The organism is Streptomyces sp. IBSBF 3136, from assembly GCF_036815105.1.
GTDB lineage: Bacteria > Actinomycetota > Actinomycetes > Streptomycetales > Streptomycetaceae > Streptomyces.
Map to the genome: position 1 here is coordinate 1 of NZ_JAJSZC010000064.1, position 19,808 is coordinate 19,808.

Below are 19,808 nucleotides of genomic sequence, written 5' to 3' on the forward strand. Positions count from 1 at the left end.
GGGAAGACGGGGCGGGTCTGGGTCTCCAGGGCGTAGCCGGCGTCGTCCGGGCGGTCGACTATCGCCCCGGTGGAGGAGAACGGGTACGGCCCGAAGTTCTGCTCCTCCCACGCGATGATCCCGGGGAGCTTCGCGAGCACCCCGGCGCTCGCCCGGGCCTGGGTGGGGTCGACGGCGGTGAGGACCGGCAGGCCGTGCGGGCCCGTGGTGCGGGTGATGTCGAAGCGGCCGACGGCGACCGTGGCGAGGTAGCTCGCCATGGGCTGGGCCGTGTGCCAAGCGTAGGTGGTCCGCCCGGCTCGGCTGCGCCGGCTGGTCAGCTCCCCGTTGGAGACGGCCTGGAGGCCCCGCGGGACGGTGACCGTGATGTCGTAGGCCGCCTTGTCCGAGGGGTGGTGGTCGCCGGGGAACCAGGCCATGGAGCCGACCGGCTCACCCAGGCCGAGCGCGCCGTCGGCGGTGGGCAGCCAGCCCTCCTGGGAGCCGTCGGGGTCGGTGAGGGTGCGCGGGGTGCCCGAGTAGCGGACGGTGGTGCGGAAGACCCGGCCCCGGCGGAGGTCGTCGTGGGGGCGGACGGTGAGTTCCTGGCCGGCGCGGTTCCAGCGGGCGTCCTTGCCGTCGACGGTGACCGAGCCGACGTCCAGCCCGTCGAGGTCCAGGTCGAAGGCGGTCAGGTCCTGGGTGGCGCGGGCCGTGATCACCGCCGTGCCGGTGAGGTGCCGGGTGGCGGGGGTGTAGTCGAGGGTGAGGGCGTAGTGGGTGACGTCGTAGCCGCCGTTGCCGGCCCTCGGGAAGTAGGGGTCGCGCACGCCGTGGCCGCCCGGGGTGCCGTGCACGCCGCTGCCGCACCCGGTGCCGGTGAGGGCGAGGGCGCAGAGCGCGGCGGCGGCCGGGACGAGGCGCGCGGATCTGGACATGTCAGTGATCCTAGGTCGGGGAACCCGCCGGGGCCTGGCGCGGGGCGCGGGCGTGACACCATCTCTGTCGTGCTCGACATCGGCTATGCCCTCTCCAACCGCTTCCCGGACCCGCCGCAGACCGACTACCGCCGCGCGGACGTCCACGCGCTGCGGCACGACCTGTTCTGCGGGGACGTCTACCTCGCGGACACCAAGGCGGACCGGGAGCTGTCCACAGCCTGGGGATGGGTGCCGGTGCTGGACTTCGCGTGGGCGCTGTGCGACATCGCCGAGCGGCTGGACCGGGACCCGCTGGGCTCCCGCGCCTCCCGCCCGCAGCAGGCGGAGCTCGACTTCACCGAGTCCACCGACCGGATGCTCTTCGAGCGCCGCTTCGGCTGGGTGGACATCGAGGCCGACTGGATGCCGGCCGAGGAGGCCCCGCTCACCTTCTCCCACGCAGAACTTCGCCGCGAGGCGCGGGACTTCCTCCACGACCTGATCGCCGACCTGGCCGATCTGCACGAGGACCTGGCGGAGAACCCGGCGATCTGGACCCTCCAGGCGCGCTTTCCCCGGCTCTCCTGACCTGTCCCTTCCGCGCGCTCAGCCCTCCACGCGGATGCCCAGCTCCGCCGCCAGGACGGGGGCCAGGTCCAGCAGCTGCCCCGTGCTGATCACCGCCCCGGACAACCGGTCGAGGCCCCGGGTGATCTCCAGCGGAGCGGCCCCACGCAGGTCGACGTCCTTCAGCGTCGCGCGGGCGAAGTCGGCCTCCCTGAGCGCGCAGTCCACGAACTCCACCCGCTCCAGGCGGGCACCGGCGAAGTCGGGCTCGACCAGGACGCAGGACTCGAAGACCACGTCCTTGAGCCGGGCCTCGCGCAGGTTCAGGAAGTCGATCTTGCCGCCCCGGACCACGACCCGCTCCATGACGGCTCCGTGCAGCTGGGTGCCGCCCAGGCGGGGGTCGCGCAGCTCGACGTCGCGCCAGGTGGACTCGGCCAGGTTCGTGCCGACCCCGCGCAGGCCGGTGAGGACCGAGTCCAGCACCCGGGCCCGGGGCAGGGCCGCTTCGTCCACCGCGCAGCCGGTGAGCGCGCAGTCCATGAAGCGGGCGCCCGCGCCGTCCTGCCCGCGGAGGTCGGCCTCCCGGAACTCCAGCCCGTCGTAGTCGCCGTCCGGCTCCAGCGCGCCGCCCGCCCAGGGATCGAGCGGCGGCAGCCGCACCTCCGGCCGCCGCGCGCTCGGGGGTCCCGTCCGGCCCGGGCCCGTGCCCGTCGTTCTCCTCGCCATGGGCCCCATGCTGCACCGCGCCACTGACAATCGGCCCGGCCCGCGGAGACCGGACGTACCCCGGGCCGATGTCACATTCCGCCGGGCCCTTGTCGTCACAGGGACAGCGCGGTCACCGCGGTGTCCCTGATCACCGGGCGTCCCGCCCTCGACATCGAACACGCCTGAAGGTGGTGCTCCCGTCATGGACGACGAACGCCGCAACTCCGCACACCCGGATGCGATACGCCCCGATTCATGGTCTTCTGGCCAGATGAGCATCGGCCGAAAGGGTGAACCCGCGCCGACGGTGGCCAGGACCGTGGAAGCCGATCCCCATCGCTGGTGGGCGCTGGTCGTCATCGCCCTCGCACAGCTGATGGTGGTCCTGGACGCGACGATCGTGAACATCGCGCTCCCCTCGGCGCAGCGCGCCCTGAACATGTCCGACGGCAACCGGCAGTGGGTCATCACCGCCTACACCCTCGCCTTCGGCGGGCTGCTGCTGCTCGGCGGCCGGATCGCCGACCTGGCCGGCCGCAAACGGACCTTCGTCATCGGTCTGATCGGTTTCGCGGCCGCCTCCGCGTTGGGCGGCGCGGCCACCGGTTCCGCCATGCTGTTCGGTGCCCGGGCCCTCCAGGGCGCCTTCGCGGCCGTCCTCGCGCCCTCCGCGCTGAGCCTGCTGACCACGACGTTCACCGACCCCCGCGAGCGCGGGAAGGCCTTCGGCATCTACGGCGCGCTGGCCGGCAGCGGCTCGGCGATCGGCTTCATCGTCGGCGGCCTGCTCACCGAGTACCTGAACTGGCGCTGGTGCCTGTACGTCAACGTGCCCATCGCCGTCGTCGCGGTGCTCGGCGCCCTCACCCTGCTCCACGACCGCCCCGGCCACGGCGACGTCCGCCTCGACGTGCCCGGGGCGGTGCTCGGCTGCGGCGGACTGGTCGCGATCGTCTACGGCTTCAGCGAGGCCGAGCCGCGCGGCTGGACCGACCCGCTGGTCATCACCCTGTTCGCGGCCGGTGTCGCCCTGCTCGTCGGCTTCGTGTGGTGGCAGAACCGCGCCCCGAGCCCGCTGCTGCCGCTGCACATCGTCCGGGACCGCGACCGCGCGGGCTGCTTCCTGACGATGATGCTCGCCGTGATCGGCATGTTCGGGCTGTTCCTGTTCATGACCTACTACCTCCAGGTCATCCTCGGCTACTCGCCGGTGCGGGCCGGTCTGGCGTTCCTGCCGCTGACCGCCGCGATCATCATCGGCTCCACCCAGATATCGGCCCGGCTGCTGCACCGGGCGGCCCCGCGCATGCTCATGGTGCCCGGCATGCTGCTGGCCGCGTCCGGGCTGCTGCTGCTGACCCGGATGACGGTCGGGTCCTCCTACAGCGGCGAGATCCTGCCCGCCCTGCTGCTGATGGGCCTCGGCATGGGCCTGACCTTCATGCCGGTGTTCGCCACCGCCACCGCGGGCGTCGCGCCGCGCGACGCGGGCATCACGTCGGCGACCGTCAACACCGCCCAGCAGGTGGGCGGCTCGATCGGCACGGCCCTGCTCAACACCGTCGCCACCACCAGCAGCGCCGCCTACATCACCGCCCATCTGCACGGCCCGGCCGGGAAGGCGACCGTGATCCCGGCGGGCGTGGTGCACGGCTACACGGTCGCCATCTGGTGGGCGGCGGGCGTGATGCTGCTGGCCGGCCTGGTGGCGGGCGTGATGGTCACCGCCAGGGCCCCCGGCCACGGCGCCGCCACCGAGACCCCGATACCGGAGCCGGTCGGCTGACGCCCGCGGCTCCCCCGCGACGCCCGGCCCCGGCCCCGGCGGCCGGGAGCCGTCAGCCGGCCGTGCGGCCGAGCTTCGTCAGGGCGTCGTCCGTGAGCCGGTACACCGTCCACTCGTCCTGGGGGCGGGCGCCGAGGGACTCGTAGAAGCCGATGGCGGGGCGGTTCCAGTCGAGGACCGACCACTCCAGGCGCTCGTAGCCGCGGCTGACGCAGATGCGGGCCAGTTCGGTCAGCAGGGCCCGGCCGTGGCCGCCACCGCGCGCGGAGGGGCGGACGTACAGGTCCTCCAGGTAGATGCCGTGCACACCGCGCCAGGTGGAGAAGTTCAGGAACCACAGCGCGAACCCGACGGGCTCCCCGGTGGTCTCGTCCTCGGCCATGTGCGCGAACGCCGCCGGCCGCTCCCCGAACAGCGCCTCGCGCAGTTGCTCCTCGCTCGCCCGTGCCTCCTGCGGCGCCTTCTCGTACTCGGCCAGCTCGCGGATCAGGGCGTGGATGACGGGGACGTCGGCGGGGGTCGCGGAGCGAATCATGCGGTGAGGGTAACCAGCGGCCGCCCTCCCCCGTCACCCGGTCGGCGTCAGTGCCGGCCCGCCACCCGGTCCGCGGCCCGCGCCAGCCGCGAGGACCGGACGCTCGGGTGGAGCAGTTCGCGCCGGTCGGCTGCGCGGTAGGTGGCGTACATGCCCTGGACACCCAGCCAGCGCAGCGGTTCCGGCTCCCACCGGCGGACCTTGTGGTTCACCCAGGGCAGGTCCGTCAGCTCGGTGCGGCCGCCCTGCCCGGAGTCCTGCTGGACGAGGTCTCGCAGGGTGCGGGCGGCGAGGTTGGTGGTCGCGACGCCGGAGCCGACGTAGCCGCCCGCCCAGCCGAGTCCGGTGGCGCGGTCGAGGGTGACCGTGGCGCACCAGTCGCGCGGGACGCCGAGGACGCCGGACCAGGCGTGCGCGACGCGCACACCCGCGAGGGCGGGGAAGAAACGGGTCAGGATCTCCCGCAGGGCCTCGACGGTCTCCGGCTGGGTGCGCCCGTCGTTGTCGGTGCGCGAGCCGAAGCGGTACGGCACCCCGCGCCCGCCCAGCGCGATCCGCCCGTCGGCGGTGCGCTGCGCGTACATGTAGGCGTGTGCCATGTCGCCGAGCGTCTCCCGGCCGTCCCAGCCGATCGCCGCCCACTGCTCCTCGGTGAGCGGCTCGGTGGCGATCATCGAGGAGTTCATCGGCAGCCAGGTGCGCCGCTGGCCCTTGAGGGAGGCGGTGAAGCCCTCCGTGCAGCGCAGGATGTAGGGGGCGCGGACGGTGCCGTAGGGGGTCACGGCGTGCTTGGGGCGGATCTCGGTGACCGGCGTCGACTCGTGGACGCTCACCCCGAGCGCCTCCACCGCCGCCGCGAGGCCCTTGACCAGCTTCACCGGGTGCAGCCGGGCACCGTGCGGGGTCCAGGTCGAGCCCACCGCACCGGCGGCCCTGATCCGCTCGGCGGTCTGCCGGGCGCCGTAGAGCTCGCGGTCCTTCTCGCCGTACGACAGCTCGTGCTCGTGGAACGCCTTCAGCCGGGCCAGCTGGGCGGGGGTGGTCGCCACCTCCAGCACCCCGCCGCGGTGCACGTCGGCGTCGATGCCCTCCGCCCCGGCGACCGCGACGACCTCGGCGACGGTGTCGTTCATCGCCTTCTGCAGCCGTACGGCGGCCTCGTGCCCGTGCAGCTTCGCGTACCGGTCGCGGCCCGCGACGCCGTTGTACAGCCAGCCGCCGTTGCGGCCGGAGGCGCCGTAGCCGCAGAACTTCTGCTCCAGGACGGTGATCCGCAGGAAGGGGGCGGCCTTCTTCAGGTAGTACGCGGTCCACAGTCCGGTGTAGCCGCCGCCGACGATGACGACGTCGGCGGACGCGTCCCCGGCCAGCGGCTCCCGCGCCGCCGGGAGACCGTCGTCCGCGTACCAGAAGGAGACGCCGCCGTTGACGGCACTGCTTGCCGAGCTGCTCATGCGCGGACGTTAACCCACAGGGCGGTCAGTGTCTCCTTCGGATTCCATGCTTTTCCGCGCCCTCTGACCAGCGGCCAGCAGCCGAGTCCGATGAGAACGGCCAGGAAGTGGCCGAAGTCGGTGAAGGTGCGGCCGGTGACGAGCGGGACCGTGTAGAGCGCGAGCAGGACCGCCAGGTACAGGTACCGCCAGGGCGCCGTGAGGTGGTACGTGAGGACCGCTATGACGCCGGCCAGCGCGTAACTGACGCCGATGTCGAGGGAGTTGACGGCCGAGTGCGGGGCGATGCCGTCGTGGATCGCCTTCAGCAGCGCCAGTTCGCTGATCAGCGTGGCGAGCACGTGCGCGGCCACGCACACCGCGAGCCAGCGCAGGGTGCCGAGCCAGCGTTCGGCGGGGGCGTGGAAGACGGTGTACAGCACGGCGTACGGCAGCCAGTGCCCGCCGTCGATCCACATCGCGCTGGTGATCAGCACCCGCACCGGGTTCTGCGACAGCTCGTGGATGTTGGTGGAGCGCTGCCGCAGGAAGTCCTGCTCGAAGTCGGGTGACATGTGGTGCAGGGCGACGGTGGTGAGGAACAGGATCAGCAGCCAGATGTACGTGCCCGGGGCGCTGCGGACCCAGGCCGCGACCGCCCGGGGCCCACGCCGCGCACGAGTGTCCCGGTTCACACCCGTCAGTATGGTCGGCGGTCGGCCGCCCGCGCACGGCGGCCGACCGGCACGGGGCCCGCCCGGCGGGGTGCCCCGCCGGGCCCCGGCCGGGCTGCGCCGTCCGGGGGACATCGGACGGGCAGGGCCGGACCGGACCGCCGGGGGCCGGCGCGGACGTGACCGGTCGGCGCCCCCTGGGGACCCCGCGGCGGCTGACACGCCGCCGATCGGCCTATCCGGCAACCAGGGGATTATTCGGTCATATCGTACGCGATATGAAGAGATGTCACCTCGCATATCTCGCCTGCACCGCCGCCCTCGTCGGCGCCGGAGTGGGCGCGGCTCCCGCCTCGTCCGCCCACCGGACGCTGGTCGTCCACCCGGGCCAGTCGATCCAGAAGGCGGTGGACTCCGCACGGGCCGGGGACACCGTGCTCGTGCTCGCCGGCACCTACCACGAGAGCGTCAAGATCGGCACACCCTGGCTGACGCTGCGCGGCGTGGGCCCCCGAACGGTGATCAAGCCGGTCGGCACCAAGCCCGCGCCCAAGCCCTCCACGGCGGCCACCAAGGCCACCGAGAGCTGTTCGGAGGGCGGCAACGGCATCTGTGTGGTGGGTACCAAGACCAAGGACGTCGAGGGCGTCACCGTCTCCGACCTGACCGTGACCGGCTTCAGCCGGACCGGCGTGTTCGGCATGGCGACGGACGGCATGACCGTCCGCAGGGTGTACGCCTACAAGAACGGCGTGTGGGGCATCGCCCAGGAGCGTTCCGTGCGCGGCCTCTTCAGGAGCAACTACGCGCGTGACAACGGCGACGCGGGCCTGTTCCTCGCCAACACCATCAAGGAGGAGGCGGGCGCCTACGACGCCGCGGGAACGCGGGTCGAGCACAACCGCCTCGAGGGCAACCGGATCGGCGTGACCGTCCGCCGGCTGCGCAACCTCACCGTCGCGCGGAACTACGTCACCGGCAACTGCGCCGGGGTGTTCCTCGTCGGCGACGAGAACAAGCCGAAGGCCGGCCACGTGGACGTGGTCGCCAACCGGATCACGGGGAACAACAAGTCCTGTGCGAAGACCGAGCGGCTGCCCGCGCTCCAGGGCTCGGGCATCGTCCTGACCGGCACCGAGAGCAACCGCGTGGCCGGCAACCTGGTCACCGGCAACGCGGGCAAGTCCCCGCTGTCCGGCGGGATCGTGCTGTTCAAGAGCTTCGTCGGGGTGACCAGCGACAAGAACCTCATCGAGGCCAACCGGCTGGACGGCAACTCCCCGGCCGACCTCGTGAACACGGAGACCAAGGGCAAGGGCAACACCTTCCGGAGCAACACCTGCCGGGCCTCGCGGCCCGCGGGTCTGTGCTGACCGCCCGACCCCTGCCCCTGCTGGACCGACGAAGGCCGAAGAAAGAGAGAGGGCGGCAGATGACGTCCGCTGAAACAGCCCCACCGCCTCCCATGCGACTGCGCGAACTCGTGTTCGGCGCGGCCGTCTCCGCCGCCGTCCGCGCGGCCGCCCGGCTGGGCGTCGCCGACGCGCTCGACGACACCCCGATGGCCGTCGAGGACCTCGCGGCCGCGGTGAAGACCGAACCGAAGCCGCTGCGCCGGCTGCTGCGGGCCCTGTCCTGCTACGGCGTCTTCGCCGAGTGCCCGGACGGCACGTTCGCGCACACCGACATGTCCCGGCAGCTGCGCGAGGACGACCCCAACAGCCTGCGCGCCATCGCCCTGTGGTGCACCGAACCGTGGACCTGGGACGCCTGGCCCCGGCTTGACGAGGCCGTGCGCACCGGCAAGAACGTCGTGGAGGACCTCTACGGCAAGGAGTTCTTCACCTACCTCAACGAGGACGCCCCCGAGTCCGCGGACGTCTTCAACCGCGCGATGACCCGCTCCAGCGAGCAGTCGGCGCGGGAGGTGGCGGCCCTGCTCGACCTGTCCGGGGCCAAGTCGGTCGCCGACGTCGGCGGCGGCCAGGGCCACGTGGTGGCCTGCCTGCTCGACAAGTACCCGGGGATGCAGGGCAGTCTGCTCGACCTGCCCCGGGTGGTCGAGAACGCCCTGCCGCGGCTGCGGGAGGGCGGCGACCTCGCCGACCGCGCGCGGATCGTGCCCGGTGACGTCCGGGAGGCGATCCCGGTCGAGGCCGACGTCTACGTCATCAAGAACATCCTGGAGTGGGACGACGAGAGCACGGCCCGCACGCTGCGCAACGTCGTGGAGGCGGGCGGCCCGGGGACCCGGGTCGTCGTCATCGAGAACCTGGTGGACGACACCCCCTCGATGCGCTTCAGCACCGCCATGGACCTGCTGCTGCTCCTCAACGTCGGCGGGGCCAAGCACACCACCGACTCCATGGTGGGCAGGCTGGGCGCGGCCGGCCTGCTGGTGGACCGGATCCGGCCGGTCAACCCGTACCTGCACGCGTTCGAGTGCCACGTGCCCGGCTGACGGACATCCGCGCACAGGCCACCGGCCGCCGGGCCCGCAGTGTCGCGGGCCCGGCGGCCGGTGGCCGTCCGGGGGTCGCCGTACGGCTCAGTCGCGCTCCCAGACGTAGAAACGCTGTGCCATCGCGTCCTTCGGGGACCGCCAGGTCTCCGGGTCGTAGGCGCTGACATACGCCGTCAGGCGCTCGCTCACGTCCCGGAACTGGGGGTGCTCCGTCACCTTGGCGATGGCCGGTCCCGGCTCGCGCTCGGACTCGATGAGGTGCATGTACACATCGCCGAACTGGAAGAGACTGCGCCGCACGACACCCACGAGGTGGGGCAGCTCCCCGCGGTCGGACTCCGCGAACACCTTGGCGATGTCCGGGGCGGAGCCCGGGGCCATCCGGGCGACGATCAGGGCCTGGTGCATGGGACTCGCTCCTCGCTCCGGTTCAGTCGGCCAGGGCCGGGGCGGGCCGGTGTCCGGTGGCGGCCTTCTCGACCTTGTCCCGGATGAGGGCCATCTGGACCTTGGAGTTCCGGTTGATGTTGTCGGTCATCCAGTCGTCGTCGACCGGGGCGTCCGGCTTCATCGCGAAGTCCTGCGTCCAGACCATGCGGGTGCCGGCCGGGACCTCCTCGTACTGCCACAGGATGTCCATGTGGGCGAACGGGCCGGTCTCCACGCGGCGGGCCCGGACGGTGCGGGCGGAACGGTCGGGCTCGCGCTCGGAGACCCAGCTCCAGACGGTGCCGTTCTCGTCCGGGTGCATGGTCAGCCGGAACGTCGTCTTCTTCCCCTCCTGGGAGAGGATCTCGACGGAGGCGTACTCGCTGAACAGCTGCGGCCACCTCTCCAGGTCGTTGGTCATGTCCCAGACCAGGTCCAGCGGAGCGGCGATCGTGATCTCGTTCTGGGTGTGTCCTGCCATGTCAGGCTCCTGCCATCAGGGTGCTGTTGACGAGGTTGAGGAACTGCTGGGGCGTCTTGCAGCGCTCCGCGTCGACCGGCATCGGGGTGCCGTGCGAGTTCTCCAGCTCGCCGACGATGCCGAGCAGGCCCAGCGAGTCGACACCGAGGACGTCGAAGCCGGTGTCCGGCTTCTCCTGGAGCTGCTGCGGGCTGACGGTGACCCCGGCGGCCTTCTTCATCAGCGCGGCGAGTTCTTCCACCGTGATCTGGGACATGCGCTTTCCTCCTTTGCTGTGCTCACTGCGTGGCGCCGTGCCGCAGCACCAGCGCCGAGTTCGACCCCATGAGTCCGCGGCTGAGCACCAGCGCCGTCCGCAGTTCGGCGACGCGGGCGCGGCCGGTGACGAGGTCGAGGTCGTGGCAGACGTCGACGACGTTCGGCGTCGGCGGGATCAGCCCGTGCTCCATGGCGAGCACGGCGGCCGCGGTGTCCAGCACGGGCGCCGCGCAGTAGCCCCGGCCGGTGCCGGCCTTGGGCGCCGTGACCGGCACCCGGGCGCCGTGCGCGCCGAGGGCGTCGGCCAGGGCGAGTGCCTCGGCCCGGTCCGCCTCCGGCACCCCGAGGGCATCGGCGAAGACCACGTCGATCTCCTCGGGGGCGCAGCCGGCCTCGTCCAGGGCCTGCCGCACGGCCTGGGCCAGGCCGTGCCGGGAGTCCGCCCAGCGGGAGGCGCCGGTGAAGGTCGCCGCGTGTCCCGCGACGTAGGCCCGGACCGGCACACCGCGCTCGCGGGCGGACCGCTCCGCCTCCACCACGAGCATGGCGCCGCCCTCGGCCGGCACGAACCCGCAGGCGGTGTCCGTGAACGGGCGGTAGGCGCGCGACGGGTCGGTCTCGGCGCTCAGCTCCTGGTAACCGAGCTGGCACACCACCGAGTACGGCGCCAGGGGCGCCTCGGTGGAGCCGGCCACGATCACGTCGGTGCCGCGCCGCACCGCCCGGGCGGCGTGGGCGAGGGCGTCGAGACCGCCGGCCTCGTCGGAGGCGACGACCGAGCAGGGGCCCTTGAACTTGCGGCGGATGGAGATCTGGCCGGTGCTCGCGGCGTAGAACCAGGCGATGGACTGGTAGGGGCCGACGAAGCGGCTGCCCTTGCCCCACAGCTGCTGCAGCTCGCGCTGGCCGAACTCGCCGCCGCCGGAGCCCGCGGCGGTGACCACCCCGATGGAGTACGGCTCCGCCGAGGTGTCGGCCTGCCCGAGCCGGGCGTCGTCGAGCGCGAAGTCGGCCGCGGCCATCGCGAAGTGGGTGAACCGGTCGGTCTGGACGAGGAAGCGCTCCTCGATCGTCACACCCGGATCGAAGTCGCGGACCTCGCCGGCCACCTTCAGCGGAAGGTGCTCACAGCCCTCCCGGGTGACCCGGCCGAGGACGCTGAGACCTTCCTGGGTGGCCTTCCAGAAGGTGTCGGTGCTGGTGCCGTTGGGCGCGACGACCCCGATGCCGGTGACGGCCGCGCGCCGGTCGTGCGGTTCGCTCATCGTGTCCTCTCCCTCGTCCGGGTCAGGACCACCGCGGACTGGAAACCGCCGAACCCGCTGCCCACGGACAGGACGCTGCTCAGCTTCCGTTCGCGGGCGACGCGCGGGACGTAGTCCAGGTCGCACTCGGGGTCGGGGGTCTCGTAGTTCGCGGTCGGCGGTACGACCTGCTTGGCCAGGGCCAGCACACAGGCGACCACCTCGATCGCCCCGATCGCCCCGAGGGAGTGCCCCACCATCGACTTGATGGAGCTCATGGGGGTGCCGTAGGCGTGGTCGCCGAGCGCCCGCTTCACGGCCGCCGTCTCGTGGCGGTCGTTCTGCCGGGTCCCGGAGCCGTGCGCGTTGACGTAGTCGATGGCCGTCGGGTCGAGCCGGGCGTGGTCCAGTGCCAGGTCGATCGCCCGGGCCATCTCCAGGCCCTCGCTGGTCAGGCCGGTCATGTGGTAGGCGTTGCCGAAGGTGGCGTAGCCGCCCAGTTCGCAGTACACGTGCGCGCCGCGGGCCCGAGCGTGTTCCAGCTCCTCCAGGACGAGCACCGCGCCGCCCTCGCCCATGACGAACCCGTCACGGTTGTTGTCGAAGGGCCGGGAGGCGTGTGCGGGGTCGTCGTTGTTGGGGGAGGTGGCCTTGATCGCGTCGAAGCAGGCCATGGTGATCGGGGAGATCGGCGAGTCGGAGGCCCCGGCTATGCAGATGTCGGCCCGGCCCTCCTCGACCGTGTGGAAGGCGTACCCGACCGCGTCGAGGCCCGAGGTGCAGCCCGTGGAGACGGTCTGCACCGGACCCTGCGCGCCGAAGCGTTCCGCCACGGCGGAGGCGACCGTGCTCGGCGAGAACGCCCGGTGCAGGTGCGCCTCCGCCTCCCGGTGATCGACGTCCCAGCGCTGGCCGCCCTGGCTGACCAGGACGTAGTCGTGCTCCAGCCGGGTCGTGCCGCCGACCGCCGTGCCCAGCGAGACCGCTATGCGCCAGGGGTTCTCCGAGGCGAGGTCGAGCCCGGAGTCCCGGACCGCCTCGTCCCCGGCGACCATGGCGAACTGGATGTACCGGTCCGCCCGGGCGACCTGCTCCGCGTCCAGGCCGTGCGCCGCCGGATCGAAGTCGCACTCGGCGGCTATCCGCGACCTGAGACTCGTGGGATCGAAGAAGGTGATGCCCCGCGTCGCGGTCCGGCCGTCGGCAAGCAGATCCCAGAATGCCGGTACGCCGATGCCGCCCGGAGCAACGATGCCTATGCCAGTGACCGCCACGCGCCGGGTCATGACCGAACCCGGCCCCGGCCGGCCGCGTGGGCGGCACCCGCCTCGGCGGGCTCGGTGATCACCGCGGCGGCCCCGATGACCTCCGTCTCCTCGGTGTCGACGTGACCCAGCTGCGGCCGCGGGGCCAGCGGACCCAGGTGGAAGACGATCCGCGCCTCGGCCTTGCCGACGTTGCGGAACCGGTGCCGCATGTGGGCGGGGATCATCAGGCCCTGCTCGGGCCGCAGCGGGTGCGGCTCACCGTCCAGGTCCACCTCCAGCTCCCCGCAGACGACGTAGACGAACTCCTCGGAGTACGGGTGGTAGTGCTCACCGATGCGGTCACCGGGCTGCACGATGGCCACGCCCATGAAGCCGCTGGTGGAGCCGACCGTGGCCGGGGTGAGCATGGCGCGCAGATCGCCACCTCGGCGGACGTTGGGCTCGACCTCACTGAGGTCCACGATTTTGGGACGGGGTTTGATGGACAACGTTTCCTCCGTTGTGTCTGCTGCGTCGCCGCTCGGCGCTGTCGGGCTGTCGGGGCTGTCGGAGCCGGGCGGCCGGATCAGGCTTCCGGCGACCGGCGGTCGGTGATCAGGTCCATGGGGCTGGCCTCGGCGTCCAGCAGCTCGCGCACCTCGGCGGCCGCCCGGGCGTCGGCCGGCAGCGCCTCCGCGGCCCGCTCGTCACGCACGTCCACCAGCCGCACCACGACGTCGTCACGCTGGAAGACCGTGCTGCGCAGCAGCGGGCTCGCCGGGTCCTCGGCGGCCGCCGAGTCGGCCTTCGCCAGCAGCTCGGCCAGCCGCATCCCGCGACCCGGCCTGGCCGGGTAGCACAGGGCCCGCCGGAAACCCTCCGGCTGCCCGTCCGTGCTCACGTGGTGCACGGCCGGCAGCGCCGCCCGGGTGAAGAACATCCGGGCCGACTCCTGGTCGTCGAGGTCCCGGTCCTGCTCCAGATACGGGTTGATCGCCTCCTCCACGGCCCGCACCTCGGGCTGCCGGGCCACGTGCCGCAGCGCCGCGAGCAGGTCACCCCGCACCTCGATGGCCCGCACCACCCGGTTGCCGTGCATGAACAGCGAGGTCCGGCACAGCCGCGTCGTGGCGTCCACCCGCGCCTGCGGCGAGGCGTAGTCCGAGAGGATCTTCGCGACCTTCTCCTCGGTGCCCGGCTTCACCGTGAAGGTGAGCGCGTGCCGGATCACCCCGTCACCGATGCGCGGGTGCGCCTGAAGCCGGCGCTCGCCCGACCGGGACTGGTCCGCCGCGCCGCCGGTCTCCCGCACCACGTGGAACCGCAGCGACCGGGTGTCCCGGACACAGCTGTGCAGCGGCTCCACCATCCGCACGTGCTCCTCGCTGTTCACCCAGGTGAGGAACGGCGGCGCACTCTCCCACTCGCTCGTGATGAGCCATTGGGAGGGATTCTCGATCGACTGGCAGAGTTGGTCGCTGACATGGCCGGGCACGGACGCAACCTGGTTGCAGAGCTGCTCGTACGCCTCGAGGAACTGCTGCTGCGCGCCGTCGTAGACGTCGACCAGGAGGACGACCCGCAGCCGGGAGCCGTCGAACACGGACTGGGAGACACGCTTCGACACCTCGCGTGCCGTTTCTGAAAGGCGTTCAGACGTCGTGGTCATCCTGCACACATCTCCTTCGCGGGGGGCAGAGCCGTCACCGGGCGCAGAGGACGCGACGGCGGCGTTCCTTGATCCTGTGCCGGTCCCCACAAGCCCGCGACTCGTATGAACCACGTGGGTGATTGGGCACGCGAAGCCACCGCCACCGGGCAAGACAACTCACAGGCGCCCCACACGCTCATCCCTGCCTCTGGAGGCTTCGATGCATCAAAAAGCCGACCACCGCGTCCCCGTCCTCATCGTGGGCGGCTCTCTGGTGGGCCTGTCCATGTCCGTGTTCCTGGGCCGACTCGGTGTCCGGCACATGCTCGTCGAACGGCACTCCGGGACCTCGATCCACCCACGCGGACGCGGCAACAACGTGCGGACGATGGAGCTGTTCCGGGTGGCCGGCGTCGAGCCGGACATCAAGGCGGCGGCATCCCTCCTCGCCGAGAACCACGGCATCCTGCAGACCCCGACCCTCGTCGGTGACGCGGGCGAATGGCTGTTCAAGCACATCGACCCGGGCGGCGGACTCGCCCGGTTCAGCCCCACCGCCTGGTGCCTGTGCAGCCAGAACGACCTCGAACCGGTCCTCCTGGACAACGCCCGCGAACTCGGCGGCCAGCTGCGCTACTCCCACCGGATGGAGTCCTTCGAGCAGGACGCCGACGGAGTGACGGCGGTGGTCCTCGACCGCACCACCGACCAGAGCTACACCGTCCGGGCGGACTACCTCGTCGCCGCCGACGGCCCGCGCAGCCCGGTCCGGACCGCCCTCGGCATCGGCCAGAGCGGCCCCGGCGACCTCTTCGCCAACGTCAGCGTCACCTTCCGCTCCGCCGCCCTGGCCGACGTCGTCGGCGACCGGCGCTTCATCTGCTGCTACCTCACCCATCCGGACGCCGACGGCGCCCTGCTGCCCGTCGACAACAAGGAACGCTGGGTCTTCCACGCCCCCTGGCACCCCGAGCGCGGCGAGTCCCTCGACTCGTTCACCGAGGAACGCCTGCGGGACCACATCCGCCGAGCCGTGGGCGTGCCCGGCCTGGACGTCGAGATCACCGGAAAGGCCTCCTGGAGAGCCGCCGAACGGGTCGCCGACCGCTACGCCCAGGGCAGGGTCTTCCTCGCCGGCGACTCCGCCCACGAGATGTCCCCCACCGGCGCCTTCGGCTCCAACACGGGCATCCAGGACGCCCACAACCTCGCCTGGAAGCTGGCCGCCGTCCTCGACGGCTGGGCGGAGCCCGGGCTCCTCGCGAGCTACGACACCGAGCGCCGCCCGGTCGCCCTCGCCACCAGCGCCCGCGCCTCCGCCCGCTCCGTCGAGCACAGCCACCCCGGTTTCGCGCCCGCCCCCGGCGTCGGCGGCGGCAAGCGCGGCGGCATCCTCAACGTCGTCCTCGGCTACCACTACCCGCACGGCGCCGTCGTCGGCACCGACCAGGACCAGCCGGTGGTCCCCGACGGCCTCTCCCTGAACGGCCGCCCCGGCACCCGGGCCCCGCACCTGTGGCTGCGCCGCGCCGGGGCCCGCCTGTCCACCCTGGACCTGTACGAGCGCTCCCTGGTGCTGCTCACCGACGCCCCGGACGACGCCGGCTGGCACGAGGCGGCCCGCCGGGTCGCCTCCCTGGACGGCGTACGCCTGGACGCCTACCGCATCGGCCCCGGCGCCGACGCCGACCTCACCTACGACACCGGCGCCCCGGGGGCGGCCGACGCCCCGGACTGGGCCGAGGCCCACGGCACCACGGCCGACGGCGCGGTCCTGGTCCGCCCGGACGGCTTCGTGGCCTGGCGCGCGACGGGAGCCGTCGCGGACCCGGAGGGCACCCTGCGCGAGGTGCTGCGCACCCTGCTCCGTCCGGCCTGACCGGCCCTGACCTGGGCGGACCTCCCTGACCCGGGCAGACGAAAAGGCCACCCGCACCAGATGGTGCGGGTGGCCTCGGCGTACGGAGCCCCCTGTCGGATTCGAACCGACGACCTACGCATTACAAGTGCGGTGCTCTGGCCATCTGAGCTAAGGAGGCCTGCACGCGCGTACCGCGTACGTGCCTGTGCAGTGTACCCACGTCCCACCGCGGGCCCGTCGGGAATTCCCGCGAAGTTCGCAGGGGCCGGGGTACTGACAGACGGGTGAACGGCAGGTACCGTCCAGAACCGGTTCACTCGCGTGGACTACACCAACCACCTTCCTACAACGGATCGTCCGGCACGTTCCTGCCGGTAGAAGGGGGCCCATTCACCATGGCCACTGTGACGTTCGACAAGGCGACCCGGATCTACCCGGGTTCCACCAAGCCCGCCGTCGACGGTCTCGACATCGCGATCGAGGACGGCGAGTTCCTCGTCCTGGTCGGCCCGTCGGGCTGCGGCAAGTCCACCTCGCTCCGGATGCTCGCGGGGCTCGAGGACGTCAACGGCGGAGCCATCCGCATCGGTGACCGCGACGTCACCCACCTGCCGCCCAAGGACCGGGACATCGCCATGGTGTTCCAGAACTACGCGCTGTACCCGCACATGTCGGTCGCCGACAACATGGGCTTCGCGCTCAAGATCGCCGGCGTCAACAAGGCGGAGATCCGGCAGAAGGTCGAGGAGGCCGCGAAGATCCTCGACCTCACCGAGTACCTGGACCGCAAGCCGAAGGCGCTCTCCGGCGGTCAGCGCCAGCGTGTCGCCATGGGCCGCGCCATCGTGCGTGAGCCGCAGGTCTTCCTCATGGACGAGCCGCTGTCCAACCTGGACGCCAAGCTTCGTGTGTCCACGCGTACGCAGATCGCGTCCCTGCAGCGCCGCCTCGGCATCACCACCGTCTACGTCACCCACGACCAGGTCGAGGCCATGACGATGGGCGACCGGGTGGCCGTGCTCAAGGACGGTCTGCTCCAGCAGGTCGACTCGCCGCGGAACATGTACGACAAGCCCGCGAACCTCTTCGTCGCCGGCTTCATCGGCTCCCCGGCCATGAACCTGGTCGAGGTCCCGATCACCGACGGCGGCGTGAAGTTCGGCAACAGCGTCGTCCCGGTCAACCGCGACGCCCTGAAGGCCGCCTCCGACAAGGGTGACCGCACGGTGACCGTGGGTGTCCGCCCCGAGCACTTCGACGTGGTCGAGCTGGGCGGCGGTGTCGCCACCTCGCTGTCCAAGGACACCGAGGACGCCCCGGCCGGTCTCGCGGTCTCCGTGAACGTGGTCGAGGAGCTGGGCGCCGACGGCTACGTCTACGGCACCGCCGAGGTCAGTGGCGAGGTCAAGGACCTGGTCGTCCGCGTGAACGGCCGCCAGGTGCCGGACAAGGGCTCCACGCTGCACGTGGTGCCGCGTCCGGGTGAGATCCACGTGTTCTCCACCTCCACCGGCGAGCGGCTCTCCGACTGACCGGCTGAGCAGCGCTTTTCCGCACAGGTTGACGGAAGGGGCCCCGCGGACCACCGCGGGGCCCCTTCCGTTGCCGGAATTACCCCGGCACAGCGAGCATTTCGGGCGGGCAGCGTCAACCCTCTACCCAGAAAGGGACGCCACTTCATCCCCCATAAGGGTGACCAAATGTCGCCAAATGGTTACCGGGCGCTACCCTCACTCGCGTGAAGCACTCCACCAACCCTCAGACGCGACGCGGCCACCGGGGCGGCCCTGCCCGCCGGATCGGCCGCACTCTCGCCCTCGTCCTGCCCGTCGTCCTGGTGCTCTCCGGGACCCTCGCGGTCACCCGGGTCAACTGGACGGGGAGCCCTTCCAGCTCGGTGCTCACCGCCTCGGACGTCTCCGCGGCGGAGGTCCCCACCAGGACGGTCGCCCACGCCCCGCAGGACGTGCTGCGCGACCGGCTGATGACCGAGCTGCAGGACAAGAACCCGGGGGTGGTCCTCACCCACCTCCAGCAGGCCGTCAACGGGCACCCGTCGCTGGCGAAGCACTGCTCCTCCATCGCGCGGGCCCTGGGCCAGGCGGCGGTCCGCATCTACGGCGCCTCACGCGCGCAGTCCTACGCGCGGCCGGTCTGCGACACCGCCTTCGCCTCCGGCGTGCTGGCCGCGCACAGCTAGACGCGGTTGGGAAGTCGGTAACGGCTCCTTAAGGAGCCTGTTGCGGCCGGTTTCCCGGCCGGGGCGCCACGTACAGTTCGGGTCATGACCCATCCGAACGCCGCGTCGCGCCCCACTCAAGCCGTAGTCCTGGCCGGTGGCCAGGGCTCACGGCTGCGTCCCTACACCGACGACCGGCCCAAGCCGATGGTCGAGATCCCCGGTACGGGCACTCCGATCATCGGTCACCAGCTGGCCTGGCTCGCCGAAGAGGGCGTGACGGACGTGGTGGTCTCCTGCGGCCACCTCGCCGAGGTGCTGCAGAAGTGGCTGGACTCGGCCGACCTGCCGGTGTCCGTCACCACCGTCGTGGAGACGGAGCCCCTCGGCCGCGGCGGCGGACTCAAGTACGCCGCCGCGCACCTTCCCCACCCCGACCGGCCCTGGTACGCCACCAACGGCGACATCTGGACCCGCTTCTCCCTGCGGGACATGGCCGACTTCCACACCGAGCGGGACGCCCTCGCCACGCTGGCGCTGGCCCGGCCCCGGATTCCCTGGGGCGCGGTGAAGACCGACGGCTTCGGGCACATCACCGACTTCATCGAGGCCCCGCCCTCGACGTTCGAGATCAACGCAGGCGTGTACGTGTTCTCGCCCGAGTTCAACGGCCTGCTGCCCGAGCGCGGTGACCACGAGCGGACCACGTTCCCCCGCCTCGCCCGCGAGCGCAAGCTCGCCGGCTTCACCATCCCGCAGGGCGCCTACTGGCGAGCCATCGACACGGCGAAGGACCTGACCGAGGCGGCAAAGGAACTGTCGGCCCTGGGCCGCTAGCGGAAAGCTGACCGCCGGACGGAACAGCCGGCCACACGCGTACGCTCCCGGGCGGACAGCCGGGCACCCACGGACCGCACCGCGCTGCCGCCTCGGCCCGGCAAGCCGGGCGCACCCCCGGCTACGGTCCGACCGCCGGGCTTGCCGGGCGCACGCCCCCGGCTGCGGGCCGACGGTCGGGCACCGCACCTGGGCGCCGGAACGACGGCCCGGGCCGACGGTCGGGCTTCGCACGCTAGGCGTCGGATCGGCGGTCCCGAGCCAACAGTCAGGCGCCGACACCGGGCACTGCCTCGGCGGCCCCGGGCGGGCAACCGGGCACACCAGAGACCGCGCCGAACTGCCAGTCAGGCACACAGGAGCCGCCTCGGACCGACAGCCGGACTTACTGGGCGCACGCCCCACGGCTGCGAGCCGACGGCCAGGCGCCCGCACGCCGGGCGCCGGACCGGCGGTCCAGGGCAGGCAGTCGAGTGCGCGTGCACGGCCATGGGTTGACCGCCAGGCTTGCCGAGCGCACGCCCACTGCTTCGGGCCGACGGTCGGGCTTCG

Annotated in this window: 20 protein-coding genes and 1 tRNA gene; 8 read left to right on the forward strand and 13 right to left on the reverse strand. The window is 72.1% G+C overall.

Going from position 1 to position 19,808, the window contains the following annotated elements; translation table 11 throughout:
* Positions 1 to 917, reverse strand: a 917-nt coding sequence (locus tag V7E45_RS16210) for a M1 family peptidase (protein ID WP_333774871.1), incomplete at its 3' end; no start/stop codon positions are given.
* 69 nt (positions 918 to 986) lie between these two features.
* Between V7E45_RS16210 and V7E45_RS16215 the strand changes: the two genes are divergently transcribed.
* A complete protein-coding gene (locus V7E45_RS16215) occupies positions 987 to 1,487 on the forward strand; it encodes a hypothetical protein (protein WP_333774872.1) in 501 nt (166 codons plus the stop codon).
* Between the two features lie 18 nt (positions 1,488 to 1,505).
* Here the strand turns inward: V7E45_RS16215 and V7E45_RS16220 are convergent, their stop codons facing one another.
* A complete protein-coding gene (locus tag V7E45_RS16220; RefSeq protein ID WP_333774873.1) occupies positions 1,506 to 2,195 on the reverse strand; it encodes a pentapeptide repeat-containing protein in 690 nt (229 codons plus the stop codon).
* A gap of 253 nt (positions 2,196 to 2,448) precedes the next feature.
* On the opposite strand from V7E45_RS16220, the gene V7E45_RS16225 reads away from it, so the two are divergent.
* A complete protein-coding gene (locus V7E45_RS16225) occupies positions 2,449 to 3,963 on the forward strand; it encodes an MFS transporter (protein ID WP_333774874.1) in 1,515 nt (504 codons plus the stop codon).
* Positions 3,964 to 4,015: 52 nt separating this feature from the next.
* Here the strand turns inward: V7E45_RS16225 and V7E45_RS16230 are convergent, their stop codons facing one another.
* The 3 genes from V7E45_RS16230 to V7E45_RS16240 are packed head-to-tail and all read right to left on the reverse strand — an operon-like array spanning position 4,016 to position 6,740.
* Positions 4,016 to 4,498 (reverse strand): GNAT family N-acetyltransferase, encoded by a 483-nt coding sequence (locus V7E45_RS16230; RefSeq protein ID WP_333774875.1) that lies wholly within the window; start codon positions 4,496 to 4,498, stop codon positions 4,016 to 4,018.
* A gap of 47 nt (positions 4,499 to 4,545) precedes the next feature.
* Positions 4,546 to 5,952 (reverse strand): NAD(P)/FAD-dependent oxidoreductase, encoded by a 1,407-nt coding sequence (locus V7E45_RS16235; RefSeq protein WP_333774876.1) that lies wholly within the window; start codon positions 5,950 to 5,952, stop codon positions 4,546 to 4,548.
* On the reverse strand, positions 5,949 to 6,740 hold the full coding sequence (locus tag V7E45_RS16240) for a rhomboid-like protein (RefSeq protein WP_443056063.1): 792 nt from the start codon (positions 6,738 to 6,740) through the stop codon (positions 5,949 to 5,951). The genes V7E45_RS16235 and V7E45_RS16240 overlap by 4 nt, the downstream gene beginning before the upstream one ends.
* 143 nt (positions 6,741 to 6,883) lie before the next feature.
* Here V7E45_RS16240 and V7E45_RS16245 point away from each other — a divergent pair, with 143 nt between their 5' ends.
* Complete coding sequence (locus V7E45_RS16245; protein WP_333774878.1) at positions 6,884 to 7,978, forward strand: right-handed parallel beta-helix repeat-containing protein; 1,095 nt, start codon at positions 6,884 to 6,886, stop codon at positions 7,976 to 7,978.
* A 59-nt stretch (positions 7,979 to 8,037) separates the two neighbouring features.
* Entirely contained in the window at positions 8,038 to 9,066 is a 1,029-nt protein-coding gene (locus tag V7E45_RS16250; RefSeq protein ID WP_333774879.1) for a methyltransferase, read from the forward strand.
* 87 nt (positions 9,067 to 9,153) lie between these two features.
* On the opposite strand, the gene V7E45_RS16255 is transcribed toward V7E45_RS16250, so the two are convergent.
* The 7 genes from V7E45_RS16255 to V7E45_RS16285 form a co-directional block, all read right to left on the reverse strand.
* Positions 9,154 to 9,477, reverse strand: a complete 324-nt coding sequence (locus V7E45_RS16255) for a TcmI family type II polyketide cyclase (RefSeq protein WP_317444052.1) — start codon at positions 9,475 to 9,477, stop codon at positions 9,154 to 9,156.
* A 22-nt stretch (positions 9,478 to 9,499) separates the two neighbouring features.
* Positions 9,500 to 9,979, reverse strand: a complete 480-nt coding sequence (locus V7E45_RS16260) for an SRPBCC family protein (protein ID WP_333774880.1) — start codon at positions 9,977 to 9,979, stop codon at positions 9,500 to 9,502.
* Between the two features lies 1 nt (position 9,980).
* The gene (locus tag V7E45_RS16265; RefSeq protein WP_333774881.1) at positions 9,981 to 10,235 is read right to left on the reverse strand and encodes an acyl carrier protein; all 255 of its coding nucleotides are present in this window, start codon (positions 10,233 to 10,235) and stop codon (positions 9,981 to 9,983) included.
* 22 nt (positions 10,236 to 10,257) lie between these two features.
* Positions 10,258 to 11,502: a beta-ketoacyl synthase N-terminal-like domain-containing protein gene (locus tag V7E45_RS16270; protein WP_333774882.1), complete on the reverse strand. Its 1,245-nt coding sequence runs from the start codon at positions 11,500 to 11,502 to the stop codon at positions 10,258 to 10,260.
* Entirely contained in the window at positions 11,499 to 12,767 is a 1,269-nt protein-coding gene (locus V7E45_RS16275; RefSeq protein WP_333774883.1) for a beta-ketoacyl-[acyl-carrier-protein] synthase family protein, read from the reverse strand. The genes V7E45_RS16270 and V7E45_RS16275 overlap by 4 nt, the downstream gene beginning before the upstream one ends.
* Positions 12,764 to 13,210 (reverse strand): cupin domain-containing protein, encoded by a 447-nt coding sequence (locus V7E45_RS16280; RefSeq protein ID WP_333774902.1) that lies wholly within the window; start codon positions 13,208 to 13,210, stop codon positions 12,764 to 12,766. Before V7E45_RS16280 ends, V7E45_RS16275 begins: the two co-directional genes overlap by 4 nt.
* A gap of 104 nt (positions 13,211 to 13,314) precedes the next feature.
* A complete protein-coding gene (locus V7E45_RS16285) occupies positions 13,315 to 14,397 on the reverse strand; it encodes a SchA/CurD-like domain-containing protein (RefSeq protein WP_333774884.1) in 1,083 nt (360 codons plus the stop codon).
* A 202-nt stretch (positions 14,398 to 14,599) separates the two neighbouring features.
* Between V7E45_RS16285 and V7E45_RS16290 the strand changes: the two genes are divergently transcribed.
* Positions 14,600 to 16,258, forward strand: coding sequence for an FAD-dependent oxidoreductase (locus V7E45_RS16290; RefSeq protein WP_333774885.1), 1,659 nt, complete (start codon positions 14,600 to 14,602; stop codon positions 16,256 to 16,258).
* Positions 16,259 to 16,344: 86 nt separating this feature from the next.
* Here the strand turns inward: V7E45_RS16290 and V7E45_RS16295 are convergent.
* Positions 16,345 to 16,418, reverse strand: a tRNA-Thr gene (locus V7E45_RS16295).
* A gap of 217 nt (positions 16,419 to 16,635) precedes the next feature.
* Between V7E45_RS16295 and msiK the strand changes: the two genes are divergently transcribed.
* From msiK to V7E45_RS16310, 3 genes are all read left to right on the forward strand, one after another.
* The gene (gene msiK, locus V7E45_RS16300) at positions 16,636 to 17,772 is read left to right on the forward strand and encodes a diacetylchitobiose ABC transporter ATP-binding protein MsiK (RefSeq protein WP_333774886.1); all 1,137 of its coding nucleotides are present in this window, start codon (positions 16,636 to 16,638) and stop codon (positions 17,770 to 17,772) included.
* Positions 17,773 to 17,978: 206 nt separating this feature from the next.
* Entirely contained in the window at positions 17,979 to 18,440 is a 462-nt protein-coding gene (locus V7E45_RS16305) for a hypothetical protein (protein WP_333774887.1), read from the forward strand.
* An 84-nt stretch (positions 18,441 to 18,524) separates the two neighbouring features.
* Positions 18,525 to 19,256 (forward strand): nucleotidyltransferase family protein, encoded by a 732-nt coding sequence (locus V7E45_RS16310; RefSeq protein ID WP_333774888.1) that lies wholly within the window; start codon positions 18,525 to 18,527, stop codon positions 19,254 to 19,256.
* Positions 19,257 to 19,808 lie beyond the last annotated feature (552 nt).